This is a genomic window from Salmonella sp. SAL04214 (assembly GCF_046550615.1).
In the GTDB taxonomy this organism is placed as follows: Bacteria; Pseudomonadota; Gammaproteobacteria; order Enterobacterales; family Enterobacteriaceae; genus Salmonella; species Salmonella enterica.
This window is the reverse complement of the sequence record NZ_JBGDXT010000005.1, coordinates 138514-151503: the sequence shown is the minus strand read 5'-3', so window position 1 is coordinate 151503 and position 12990 is coordinate 138514. Positions and strand designations below refer to the sequence as shown.

Below are 12990 nucleotides of genomic sequence, written 5' to 3'. Positions count from 1 at the left end.
GTCAATTACACAATCTCGGTTGCGTACTGCCACAGTGATTTCAGCAGCGCCAGCTTCGTTTTATCTTCCGCATACTGCTGAGAAAGCATCTGCAATTCATTGGCATACTGTTGTAAAAACTCCGGCGTCAGCACCTGACGGCGATGCTCCAGCCAGCGCTGCTGCTCTGCGTCATCCAGCGTACCGGGAAAATTGCGTGCGCGGTAATTAAACAGCAGCTTCTCAATGCGTTTATCGACAAAGGTAATGTCCAGCGCGGGCAGGTTACGCGGCTCGGTTTCGAGTACGATTTTCATGGCTGCGCGATCGGCATCGCTGAAAAAACCATCATAGAGCTGGGCATCAACGTTATCCGAGGCGGCAAAAGGTTCGGCTTCGGCGAAAATCGCCACCACTTTGTCGCGGACCTGCGGGTTTTCACGCAGCACTTTCAGGTTATCCAGGCAGTGCTGGCGGTTAATTCCCAGCCGGTCGGCATCCTCCGGGCGCAAGGTATTCGCCTGCGCCAGTACCGGACATTTATTGATATGCACCAGCTTTACCGGCACTGCGGCGTGATCGCCAAGATCGGCTTTGGCCGTATAAAGCCGCTCGCGAAGGGTATCGCTGTCCAGCTCAAGAAGAGGAGAAATATCGCCTGCTAAATCGACCATGATCACCGCGTTACGGTTTTCAGGATGCCACGCCAGCGGCGCGACCCAGCTTGTATTACCGCGCCACGCGCCAAACATGCCGGAGACATGCACCAGCGGCTTCATTTGCGGAACGTCAATCAGCGCCGCCAGTTTATGTTTACTGCGGTGGCTATAAAGATAATCAAACAGCCGCGGCTGGCGTGTTTTCACCAGTTGCGCCATCGCAATAGTGGCGTAGACATCCGCCATCGCATCATGCGCGTTGCTGTGTTCGATCCCGTTCGCCTGGGTTAAATGTTCCAGACGAAAGCTGGGCAGGCCGTCGTCGTTTTCCGGCCAGTTAATTCCCTCCGGGCGCAGCGCATAACAGGCGCGCATGACATCCAATAGATCCCAACGTGAATTATCATGCTGCCAGCTCCAGGCATAGGGATCGTAAAAGTTGCGATAAAAAATATTGCGCGTGACTTCATCATCAAAACGTACATTGTTGTAGCCCACAACGCAGGTTTTAGGAACGGTAAACAGTGCATGAATGCGTCTGGCGAAAGCGGCTTCGTTTTCTCCTTTCTCACGCGCTTCCTGCGGCGTGATGCCGGTAATCAGCACCGCGCCGGGCTGCGGTAGATAATCATCGGCGGGTTTGCAATAAAACACCTCCGGCTCGCCAATAACGTTGAAGTCGTTATCCGTACGGAGCGCGGCAAATTGCGCAGGTCTGTCGAGGGCCGGATGCGTACCGAAGGTTTCGTAATCGTGGAAGAGGAATGTGCTCTGTATGCTGTCGTTTTTAACTGTCACTTGATGTACACGCCTGATGTTATCTGTATATGAAATATTTTATTCTTTTATTTTGTCGTTGATTGATTGTATTTGTACACCAATTGATATCGTTGCTAATTATGGTACATGCGAAGGTGAGTACAAAATACTAAAATGACCATCAGCGACACTAAGCTACGCTCCCTCTATGGTAAACCATATTCCGGTCCATCTGAAATTACTGATTCTGATTTAGTACTGTATGGAATTTAGGCCAGGGTCAATCTGGCCGGGATCTCAAAAAATGCATGGACTAAAACGGGTCTATGTACAGAGGGACACAACGCTGTGTCCCTTAATTTCATGCGGGTTGAGGCTGGACTAGGCCCAGGCCAGTGGCAGGATGGATGACAGAACACTCGGGAAATATTTTCTGGCATGACGTTGCATACTATCCGCCACAACGCTGGTACAGGTAAAGGCGCCATGGAGGCCGTGAAAACGGTCGGACCACTCGGTAAATTGTTCGCTGGATGGGAATATCGCCGGAGACAGTTCCCAGGCTTTCTGCATCAGCGCCTCCGCATAGCCTCTCAGGGCCGGCGGAGAGTCATGCTCAGTGCCGAAAATGGCGCTGGAGGAATAGCGTGCGAATGCGGTACTGAGACAGAACAGGGTTTCCGCCTGCTTCTGTGGGGTGGCGTCCGTCAGGTGATAAGCACTGAGGATGTGCTGGTAGTGTGCCGGGCTGAGTTTGCCTTCAGGAAGCAAGGGGTCAAAAATGGTGGCCAGACGCGACACTGAGGCATCATCAATCAACTTCACGGTGGAATGTTTCTGGTTCGTGGCGGCAATAAACTGCTGGTTCAGCTCCCCGTGCTCTTCAGTGCTGAGGATGATATCAATCAGCTCCCCAAAGCGTCGCTGCGTGGCCTGCTGATTAAATGCGGCGAGAAACACCGGAAAGTCATGACGGAATAACTCTACCGGAGAGATTTGCGCGGTGGAAACGTTCTCTCCGGCTCGCAGCAGGTAAAAGTTGTCCCATGTGGTGTCAGGAGTAGGGTTTAGCATTGTTAACAGCGTGTCAGTGGAGAGCATCATCGCCGTGTCTGAATCCTGGGAGGAAAGCAGCAGGAAATTATCTGCAGCGCGGGTTGTCCAGTCCGGGCTGCCGTCATAATTGCCGAAGAGCCCATTATGGATGTGGGGAGACACCGCCGGGTGAGCAAGATACTGTTCATAAAGCGCTGCAGCTTTCTGGCGGGTGCCATCAGTGCAGTCCACGCCTGTCATACAGTGTAAAATCACCTGATTAAAGAATCCGCTGTGAGTGGTCATGGCGGCGCTGTTCCTGTCAAACGAATCCAGCAACACAGGCAGTATGCGCTGCTGATAATATGTGTCAGGAGCCGGCAGGGGAACGTCATTATAGGTCTGGCACTGGTGGGCAAAAAAACGTTCCTGAACAGGCCCGAGCCACTCGCTGATAAGCGCACTTTGCGTATAGGGGGGGTGGGCCAGTACGCTCACCAGCGAACTTTCAACTGGCCGGATACGTTCCTCTGATAAGCGGCCACTCCGAAATGACTTCACCAGGTCTTCCATTGCCCGGACTTTTTCCTGTCTGTATTTATCGGGCAGGCTGTTAATGGTCATCAGAATACTTTTACCATTATTATGTTCATGATTTAAAAAACCATCCACAGCGCTCTCAGTCCAAAGGAGTGGCATTTGCAGCCAGATATCACCTAGACGAATAAAATTTCCGCCCCCTGACACTGACGGAGGTGATAAATTATCCGGTTCATTTAAAATAACGTCGGAGAGGTTGGCTTTGTAAGGTATAAGCGTATTTTTTAATGTTGTATTAATAAAAGAGGGCTGTTGTTGTGTAGTAATTGAATACAGTAAAGACACTTCATTCATGTCTGAATTACTAAATTTCGTATTACTGCAGACTACACCACTCAGTGTCGAATAAGTGAATCGGCATTCGTCAAAATGTAAATGAGATATATCAGAATAAGTAAATTTTGAATTTGAAAAGTTGAACCCCTTGATAATATCGCCGTCTCGCTTCATGAAGCTGGGGGGCAATATTTTGCTGAATGTAATATTACGGAAATCTGCGTTTGAAAAATCGCAATCTGCGGTCGTAAGGGTTTCTCCGGCTTTCTGTCGTAAAACTGCATCCGTGAGTTTCTTAGCCCAGTCGGCAGGTGATGACGGGGAAGACGTAGCCTGAAGTGAGAGGGAGGGTGATACTGGTGGTGTTCTACCTTCAGAAACCGTGGGCCTGTTATTGGCTGATACAGAGAGTCCACCGGGGAGCGGGGCCGCACCTGTCACTCTGTAATTATAATCACATGTTTGATTTGCAATATGCTTACGCATGAATGCTGCATTCATTTTTGAGACATCTTCTGCTGAAATATTTTTCTTACCTGCATTATTTGTATCTTTAATATTTTTAACAGTAATCAATGTCTTGTTTAAGGTGTTTTTATCTTTTGGCTGAAAGAAGTCTTTTATTTTTTGTGGTAACGCGAACTCAATCGATGAGCTCTTTCCTGTTTTAAGTTTTTCATTTAAAGAAACATGCGTGTTTTTAACACTGGTTATTTTTGAGGCGAACCCGTTTTTCGTATGTTCACGAATCGAGGTAATTAATTTTTTGACCTGGTTAGGAATAGTAGAAAAATTAATTGTGCCTGATGATATCTTCATTAGAATTCCTTATCAACATCATTATGGAAAAACGGTCTGGATTTTTAACGCCTTAAAAGTAAGCTTCATATGTCGGTATGGCGATGGAGATCACAATTCACCATGTTATCTGGCAGGTTTCTTTCAGAAAGTGTCCATCCTGTCATCATGTCACCGTATTGTGGGACGCTGACGTATCTGCGGAAAAATCCAGGCATAAGAGAGCGGGTCGGGTAACGAAGCCCGTGTGCGCGAAAAACTAAACCCGCTTCGATGCGCAGTCAGCGTTTTTCGCCGGCATTCGGGATATCGTCGGCGGACATTCCGGCGCGTATGAGAAAGAACTGCGTAAAGCGCGTGAAATCGCTTTTCAGGAAATAATCGTTTTCTTTTAAATATTATTACGTGTTATTGGAATTGTATCATTTTTATAATTAACAGCGGGTTGTTTGGTAATTCTGCTGATTATTCAATGACAGTCCATGTGCGTGTTCAGGAAATGTAAAATATTTATAAAATAAAAGGTGTTATCGTGTTGGTATGCTCATTTTAACAACTATTTCAAATTGTGATTGAAGCCGACATTTCATAATACAAATTAAATATAATCTTCAGCTATATCTAATAACAGGAGGTTATATGAGCATTAGTCGTCGTTCTTTTTTGCAGGGGGTAGGCATCGGCTGCTCTGCCTGCGCACTGGGCGCTTTTCCGCCCGGGGCGCTGGCGCGCAACCCGATTGCCGGCATTAACGGTAAAACCACGCTAACGCCAAGCTTGTGCGAAATGTGTTCCTTTCGTTGCCCTATTCAGGCGCAGGTAGTCAATAACAAGACCGTTTTTATCCAGGGCAATCCTTCTGCGCCGCAGCAGGGGACGCGCATATGCGCCAGGGGCGGGAGCGGCGTCAGCCTGGTTAATGACCCGCAACGGATTGTAAAACCTATGAAACGCACCGGGCCACGCGGCGACGGTGAATGGCAGGTGATTAGCTGGCAACAGGCTTACCAGGAAATCGCGGCGAAAATGAATGCCATCAAAGCGCAGCATGGCCCCGAGACCGTGGCTTTCTCTTCCAAATCGGGCTCGCTCTCCAGCCATCTTTTCCATCTGGCTACGGCCTTTGGTTCGCCTAATACCTTTACTCACGCCTCAACATGCCCTGCCGGGAAAGCCATTGCGGCAAAAGTGATGATGGGCGGCGATCTGGCGATGGATATCGCTAACACGCGCTATCTGGTTTCGTTTGGCCACAATTTGTATGAAGGGATTGAAGTTGCCGATACCCATGAGTTAATGACCGCGCAGGAGAAGGGGGCCAAAATGGTGAGCTTCGATCCGCGTTTGTCGATATTTTCCAGCAAGGCGGATGAGTGGCACGCTATTCGTCCCGGGGGGGATTTAGCGGTTCTGCTGGCGATGTGCCACGTCATGATTGATGAACAACTCTACGATGCGTCTTTTGTTGAGCGTTATACCAGCGGATTTGAACAGTTAGCACAGGCGGTAAAAGAGACGACGCCGGAATGGGCCGCCGCGCAGGCCGATGTCCCAGCCGACGTTATTGTCCGGGTGACACGCGAACTGGCCGCCTGCGCGCCTCACGCTATTGTCAGTCCTGGTCATCGCGCGACGTTCTCGCAGGAAGAGATCGATATGCGGCGTATGATTTTTACGCTTAATGTACTGCTCGGTAATATTGAGCGCGAAGGTGGGCTATATCAGAAAAAAAACGCGTCGGTTTACAATAAACTGGCCGGAGAAAAGGTCGCGCCAACGCTGGCGAAACTCAACATTAAAAATATGCCGAAACCGACGGCGCAACGAATTGATTTGATCGCACCGCAGTTTAAATATATCGCCGCTGGCGGCGGCGTGGTGCAAAGCATTATTGACGCGGTGTTAACCCAGAAGCCTTACCCGATAAAGGCGTGGATTATGTCGCGGCATAATCCTTTCCAGACCGTCACCTGTCGTTCGGACCTGGTAAAAACCGTTGAGCAACTGGATCTGGTGGTCAGTTGCGATGTCTATTTGAGCGAGAGCGCGGCGTATGCCGACTATCTGCTGCCGGAATGCACTTATCTCGAACGGGACGAAGAGGTATCGGATATGTCGGGACTGCACCCGGCTTACGCTCTGCGCCAACAGGTCGTAGAGCCGATTGGCGAGGCGCGTCCGAGTTGGCAAATCTGGAAAGAACTTGGCGAGCAGTTGGGATTAGGACAGTACTATCCGTGGCAGGATATGCAGACGCGCCAACTCTATCAATTGAACGGCGACCATGCTTTAGCGAAGGAACTGCGACAGAAAGGGTATCTCGAATGGGGCGTTCCGCTGCTATTACGCGAACCAGAATCCGTTCGTCAGTTTACGGCACGTTACCCCGGCGCTATCGCGACGGACAGCGACAACACCTATGGCGAACAGCTTCGCTTCAAATCGCCCTCCGGCAAAATCGAACTTTATTCCGCAACCCTGGAGGAATTGCTCCCAGGCTACGGCATTCCGCGCGTTCGTGACTTTGCGCTTAAAAAAGAGAATGAGCTTTACTTCATTCAGGGCAAGGTGGCCGTGCACACCAATGGCGCGACGCAGTACGTACCTTTACTCAGCGAGCTAATGTGGGATAACGCGGTCTGGGTCCATCCGCAAACGGCGCAAGAAAAAGGCATTAAGACCGGCGATGAGATCTGGCTGGAAAATGCTACGGGTAAAGAGAAAGGTAAGGCGCTGGTGACGCCCGGTATCCGTCCGGACACGCTTTTTGTCTATATGGGATTTGGCGCTAAAGCTGGGGCCAAAACGGCGGCGACGACACACGGTATCCACTGTGGCAATTTACTGCCGCACGTGACGAGTCCGGTATCCGGTACGGTAGTGCATACCGCAGGCGTGACGCTGAGCCGGGCATGAGGGAGGAGGGAACCATGAATCATTTTACGAATCAGTACGTCATGCTGCATGATGAAAAACGTTGTATCGGCTGCCAGGCGTGTACCGTTGCCTGCAAAGTGCTTAATGACGTACCGGAGGGATTTAGCCGCGTACAGGTACAAATTCGCGCCCCTGAACAGGCATCCAACGCACTAACCCATTTTCAATTTGTCCGCGTCTCCTGTCAGCACTGTGAAAATGCGCCATGTGTCAGCGTTTGTCCTACCGGAGCGTCATATCGTGATGAAAACGGGATCGTGCAGGTGGATAAATCGCGCTGTATTGGCTGCGATTATTGTGTTGCCGCGTGTCCTTTCCATGTGCGCTATTTGAATCCGCAAACCGGTGTCGCCGACAAGTGTAACTTCTGTGCCGACACGCGGTTGGCGGCTGGCCAGTCTCCGGCGTGCGTATCCGTTTGCCCAACGGACGCGCTGAAATTCGGCAGACTGGATGAGAGCGAGATCCAGCGCTGGGTCGGTCAGAAAGAGGTCTATCGCCAGCAGGAGGCGCGTAGCGGCGCGGTCAGTCTGTACCGTCGTAAAGAAGTCCATCAGGAGGGTAAAGCATGAATACTATCTGGGGAGCGGAACTACATTATGCGCCAGATTATTGGCCGCTGTGGTTAATTTACGCAGGCGTCGTGGTGCTGCTCATGCTTGTTGGGCTGGTTATCCATGCGTTATTGCGCCGGATGCTGGCGCCAAAAACGGCGGGCGGCGAAGAGCATCGTGACTATCTCTACTCGCTGGCGATTCGCCGTTGGCATTGGGGAAATGCGTTACTGTTTGTTTTATTACTGTTCAGCGGTTTATTTGGTCATTTTTCTCTCGGCCCTGTAGCGCTAATGGTACAAGTGCATACCTGGTGTGGTTTTGCCTTACTGGCTTTCTGGGGCGGGTTTGTGCTGATCAATCTCACCACAGGTAACGGGCGTCACTATCGGGTAAATTTTTCCGGACTGGTAACGCGCTGCATACGCCAGACGCGTTTTTACCTTTTTGGCATCATGAAAGGGGAAGCGCATCCGTTCGCGGCAACAGAGCAGAATAAGTTCAATCCACTGCAACAACTGGCATATCTGGCGATTATGTACGCGCTGGTACCGCTGTTAATCATTACCGGTTTGCTGTGTCTCTATCCGCAGGTTGCGGGTCTGGGCCCTGTGATGCTGGTGTTGCATATGGCGCTTGCTATCATCGGCTTACTGTTTATTTGCGCGCATCTCTATCTGTGTACTCTTGGCGACACGCCGGGACAAATTTTCCGTAGCATGGTTGACGGCTATCATCGTCATCGTACCGCGCCGCGCGGGGATAAGTCCGCCGTCTGAGCGTATCCATAAAATAATGTCAGCAAGAAAATGTGCCTTGTGTCACATTTTCTTGCAATTTATCCATGTTTGTTTAACTGAACTTCCGTAAAAAGAACGGCAAATTGAGACCATCCTGAGGACATGCTGTTGAAACGCCGTTTGTTTATTGCCGCTTCTTTATTCGCGATGCACCTTTTTCCTGCGCTTGCGGCCGATGCCGTAAGTTTTGCTCCCCAACCGCCAGCCATTGATGCAGGCGCCTGGGTGTTGATGGATTACACTACGGGACAGGTTCTTACCGCCGGTAATGAACACCAGCAACGTAATCCCGCCAGCCTTACCAAGCTCATGACGGGCTACGTCGTCGATCGCGCCATCGATAGTCATCGTATCAGCCCTGACGATATCGTCACCGTTGGGCGCGACGCCTGGGCGAAGGATAATCCGGTGTTTGTCGGCTCCTCGTTGATGTTTTTAAAAGAAGGGGATCGCGTGTCGGTGCGTGATTTAAGTCGTGGCTTAATCGTGGATTCCGGTAACGATGCCTGTGTGGCGCTGGCGGATTATATCGCGGGCGGGCAGCCGCAGTTTGTGGCGATGATGAACAGCTATGTGAAAAAACTCAATTTACAGGATACCCATTTTGAAACCGTCCACGGTCTGGATGCGCCGGGACAACATAGCTCCGCGTATGATCTGGCCGTACTCTCCCGGGCGATTATTCACGGCGAACCTGAATTTTATCACATGTACAGCGAGAAAAGCCTGACCTGGAACGGCATCACGCAGCAGAACCGCAACGGCTTGTTATGGGATAAGACCATGCATATCGATGGGCTTAAAACCGGACACACATCGGGGGCGGGATTTAATCTTATCGCATCGGCGGTGGACGGGCAGCGCCGACTTATCGCCGTCGTGATGGGAGCGAAAAGTTCGAAAGGTCGTGAGGAACAGGCGCGAAAACTGTTGCAGTGGGGCCAGCAAAACTTTGCGACGGTGCAGATTTTGCACAGCGGTAAAAAAGTGGGCAGCGAGCGAATCTGGTATGGAGACAAAGAAAAGATTGCGCTGGGTACGGAACAGGATTTCTGGATGGCGCTGCCCAAAGCGGAAATTCCGCATATCAAAGCAAAATATGTGCTGGATAGAAAAGAGCTGGAGGCGCCAATCGCCGCCCATCAACGGGTAGGTGAAATAGAGCTCTACGATCGGGATAAACTGATCGCTCAGCGGCCGCTGGTCACTCTGGAGTCGGTGGGTAAAGGCGGTATGTTCTCTCGTCTGAGCGACTATTTTCAGCATAAAGCGTAAGCCGTTGTCACACACCGTTCACCGTCATCTGAGGTGTCAAAAGGGCGGGATTGCGAGGTTGCTCACAAAATGATCACGCTGTCCTTGTGACCGTAAAAGGCTGTAATTATACTGTGTATTCATACAGTATAGTAAAGTGACGGAGGCAGCATGGATTACGAAATCAGGCAGGAGCAAAAACGCAAGATAGCCGGTTTCCACATGGTCGGTCCATGGGAACACACCGTGAAGCAGGGTTTTGAACAACTGATGACGTGGGTGGATCGACAGCGGATCGTGCCAGTTGAATGGATTGCCGTCTATTACGACAATCCAGATGTCGTACCTGCGGAAAAACTCCGCTGCGATACCGTGGTGTCCGTGGCAGAGAATTTCATCCTGCCGGACAATAGCGAAGGCGTAATCGTGACCGCCATTGAAGGCGGCGAATATGCCACTGCTGTCGCGCGAGTGGAAGACCGTGACTTTGCGAAGCCGTGGGAACGGTTTTTTGACGTCCTGGAGCAGGATAGCGCTTATCAGATAGCCTCTGCGCCCTGTTTTGAAACCTATCTGAATAACGGCATGGAAGATGGATACTGGGATATTGAAATGTATATTCCGGTACAGCGGAAGTGATCGACTGGTTTCCTGTCTGAAAAGAGCGGACGGATAATGTGTTCCGTCCGCCAGTGCGCTATTTTTGCTATAAAGCAGGTACAATGCATTTTTTGCCATTCCCGTAAGGAGCGCAAGCGTGCGTGCCGATAAGTCATTAAGCCCTTTTGAAATACGGTTGTACCGTCATTATCGCATCGTGCATGGCATACGTATCGCCCTGGCGTTCATTCTTACCTTTCTGCTGGTTCGTCTGTTTTCTATTCCCGAGGGCACATGGCCGCTCATCACGTTAGTGGTGATTATGGGGCCCATCTCATTCTGGGGAAATGTAGTGCCTCGTGCTTTTGAGCGCATAGGCGGTACGATCCTGGGCGCGGCGTTAGGGCTGGTGGCGCTACGCCTGGAGCTCTTTTCCTTACCGCTGATGCTGGTGTGGTGTGCGATAGCGATGTTTTTGTGCGGCTGGCTGGCCTTAGGGAAAAAACCGTATCAGGCGCTACTGATAGGCATAACGCTTGCCGTTGTTGTCGGCGCTCCCGCTGGTGATATGAATACGGCATTATGGCGTGGCGGGGATGTGATTTTGGGGGCGCTACTGGCGATGTTGTTTACCGGCATCTGGCCCCAGCGCGCCTTTTTGCACTGGCGCATCCAACTGGCGCATTGCGTCACGGCGTATAATCGGGTGTATCAGGCAGCGCTGTCGCCGAATTTGCTGGAGCGCCCCCGGTTGGATAAACATTTGCAACGGTTGCTGAACGATGTCGTCAAAATGCGCGGACTGATAACGCCTGCCAGTAAAGAAACCCGGATACAAAAATCTATTTTCGAGGCCATTCAGACCATCAACCGCAATCTGGTTTGTATGCTTGAATTACAAATCAATGCCCACTGGGCGACGCGCGCCAGCCATTTTGTGATGCTTAACGCGCACACATTGCGTGAAACCCAGCAGATGACGCAGCAAACCTTGCTAACGATCGCCCACGCGTTGTTTGAAGGCAACCCGCAGCCGGTACTGGCAAACACCGGTAAACTGAATGATATTGCTGCCGAGTTGCGGCAGCTAATGAACGAGCAGCAGGGCGACGCGGTGGCTGAAACCCCCATCCACGGCTATGTTTGGCTAAGTATGGAAACGGCCCGACAGTTGGAACTGCTTTCACATTTGATCTGCCGGGCTTTGCGCAAATAAAAAGCAGATGGGGCGAATGAATTTGTTGCTGCTTCGATTCAGCAAAGATTAAGAGTATGATACTAATATAAGGATAAAATGAGTGCTACTGGCAACGATTTTATCCCCGAACCTTCAGGTTTCCCCAGGCGGCGACGTAACGGTGTTTCCTCTGGCGGCTTGAAGTATGACGGGGATAAACGTAATGTTTATCCACTAGCAGTTGCTTAACGAATCCGAATCTCACATTATCAGGGGTGTAAAAATGGAAACAACCAAGCCTTCTTTCCAGGACGTGCTGGAGTTTGTTCGTCTGTTCCGTCGCAAAAATAAACTGCAACGTGAAATTCAGGACATTGAGAAGAAGATCCGTGACAACCAGAAGCGTGTGCTGCTGCTGGACAACCTGAGCGACTACATCAAGCCAGGTATGAGCGTTGAGGCGATTCAGGGTATCATCGCCAGTATGAAAAGCGACTATGAAGATCGCGTTGATGACTACATCATTAAAAATGCCGAAATCTCCAAAGAGCGTCGCGACATTTCCAAAAAGCTGAAAGCGATGGGCGAAATGAAACACGCCGATGTAAAAGCCGAATAATGCGCTACGGCAGTGGGAGCGTATATCAGGCTCTCACTGCAGTTTGACCCCGCCTGTGACCATCTTGAGTAAATGTTGTTTTGGCCAGTGTCGGGTAAGTTTTTTCTCTGCCAGCTTACCTTTCAGGCGCGCAATGTCATGACGTTTCCGGTCCAGCATCAGACCCACCACGCTACCGCTATGTGCCACGTTCAATCCGTATAAATCACACTCTTCGACCAGCGACAGCAGGGCGGTAAATCCTGGCTTAGGTAACAGCGTCTGGCTGGCGATAGCGCTAAGCGTAGCCGCCTCACCCAGTCGGAGCGGATTTTGCGTTATACAGGCTTCCTGCACCAGATTCCAGGCCTGCTGCAAGGTTGGTGAACTTGCTATTAATTTCTGCTGGCGAGGGAGACGGTGGTAATCTTGCGTGCGCAGTGTGACCGGACTTTCCAGTACCAGCAAATCGATTGGCGGCGGTGGCTCGCAGGCGATTTGCGTGGCCGCATTATTATGATCAAACAGCGTTAACTGATGAAAAACGGTGCTATCAGTGGGTTCGATTGAGACGCAAAGCTGTGCAAGGGTGGTTTCATCCAGCGAATGGCCAAGATGATGCGCCGTTGCCACCGCCGTAGCGGCAATATCTGCGGTGCTGCTGGCCATGCCTTTGGCAACGGGAATTGACGAACGCACATCGACGCGAATCTCATTACTCCAGTGCGCAGGATACTGCCAGTGCGCCAGAACGCGCTCCACCATCGCCCGCGACAATGGGCGCTCGTTTACCAACGGCGGCGCAGCCGTGACTGCTACGGTGCTGTACCAGTCAACGGGGCAGGAGACCAGTTTCTCACTGCCCAGAATCCATCCCTGGATAAGTTCCCCACATGAGGCGGGGCATTGCGCAACAGCCACGTTATCACCTTTCAGGTACGAATAGTGTGCGCGCATAGTGTCA

10 protein-coding genes and 2 pseudogenes are annotated in these 12990 nt (G+C 51.0%); 9 read left to right on the top strand and 3 right to left on the bottom strand.

Features of this window, described 5'->3' with window-relative positions; translation table 11 throughout:
* Window positions 1-5 precede the first annotated feature (5 nt).
* On the bottom strand, window positions 6-1436 hold the full coding sequence (gene sbcB / locus ACLJQD_RS10930) for an exodeoxyribonuclease I (protein ID WP_017441801.1): 1431 nt from the start codon (window positions 1434-1436) through the stop codon (window positions 6-8).
* Window positions 1437-1571: 135 nt separating this feature from the next.
* Between sbcB and ACLJQD_RS10925 the strand changes: the two are divergent.
* Window positions 1572-1649: pseudogene (locus tag ACLJQD_RS10925) on the top strand (hypothetical protein); the annotation flags it as partial.
* 129 nt (window positions 1650-1778) lie between these two features.
* Here ACLJQD_RS10925 and sopA read toward each other — a convergent pair.
* A complete protein-coding gene (gene sopA / locus ACLJQD_RS10920) occupies window positions 1779-4127 on the bottom strand; it encodes an SPI-1 type III secretion system effector HECT-type E3 ubiquitin transferase SopA (RefSeq protein ID WP_023242751.1) in 2349 nt (782 codons plus the stop codon).
* Window positions 4128-4393: 266 nt separating this feature from the next.
* On the opposite strand from sopA, the pseudogene ACLJQD_RS10915 reads away from it, so the two are divergent.
* The 8 genes and pseudogenes from ACLJQD_RS10915 to ACLJQD_RS10880 all read left to right on the top strand — a co-directional run.
* Window positions 4394-4486, top strand: a pseudogene (locus ACLJQD_RS10915) (heavy metal-binding domain-containing protein); the annotation flags it as partial.
* Between the two features lie 259 nt (window positions 4487-4745).
* Window positions 4746-7022, top strand: coding sequence for a thiosulfate reductase PhsA (gene phsA, locus ACLJQD_RS10910; protein ID WP_017441803.1), 2277 nt, complete (start codon window positions 4746-4748; stop codon window positions 7020-7022).
* Between the two features lie 14 nt (window positions 7023-7036).
* Window positions 7037-7615: a thiosulfate reductase electron transport protein PhsB gene (phsB, locus tag ACLJQD_RS10905; protein WP_001015351.1), complete on the top strand. Its 579-nt coding sequence runs from the start codon at window positions 7037-7039 to the stop codon at window positions 7613-7615.
* Entirely contained in the window at window positions 7612-8376 is a 765-nt protein-coding gene (gene phsC / locus ACLJQD_RS10900; RefSeq protein ID WP_017441804.1) for a thiosulfate reductase cytochrome B subunit, read from the top strand. Before phsB ends, phsC begins: the two co-directional genes overlap by 4 nt.
* 123 nt (window positions 8377-8499) lie before the next feature.
* A complete protein-coding gene (dacD, locus tag ACLJQD_RS10895; RefSeq protein ID WP_017441805.1) occupies window positions 8500-9672 on the top strand; it encodes a serine-type D-Ala-D-Ala carboxypeptidase DacD in 1173 nt (390 codons plus the stop codon).
* A gap of 150 nt (window positions 9673-9822) precedes the next feature.
* Window positions 9823-10290 (top strand): DNA gyrase inhibitor SbmC, encoded by a 468-nt coding sequence (sbmC, locus tag ACLJQD_RS10890; RefSeq protein ID WP_000384326.1) that lies wholly within the window; start codon window positions 9823-9825, stop codon window positions 10288-10290.
* A gap of 118 nt (window positions 10291-10408) precedes the next feature.
* On the top strand, window positions 10409-11467 hold the full coding sequence (locus ACLJQD_RS10885; protein ID WP_001200855.1) for an FUSC family protein: 1059 nt from the start codon (window positions 10409-10411) through the stop codon (window positions 11465-11467).
* Between the two features lie 244 nt (window positions 11468-11711).
* A complete protein-coding gene (locus ACLJQD_RS10880) occupies window positions 11712-12047 on the top strand; it encodes a DUF496 family protein (protein WP_000450405.1) in 336 nt (111 codons plus the stop codon).
* Window positions 12048-12080: 33 nt separating this feature from the next.
* On the opposite strand, the gene pduX is transcribed toward ACLJQD_RS10880, so the two are convergent.
* Window positions 12081-12947, bottom strand: a complete 867-nt coding sequence (pduX, locus tag ACLJQD_RS10875) for an L-threonine kinase PduX (RefSeq protein ID WP_001808089.1) — start codon at window positions 12945-12947, stop codon at window positions 12081-12083.
* Window positions 12948-12990 lie beyond the last annotated feature (43 nt).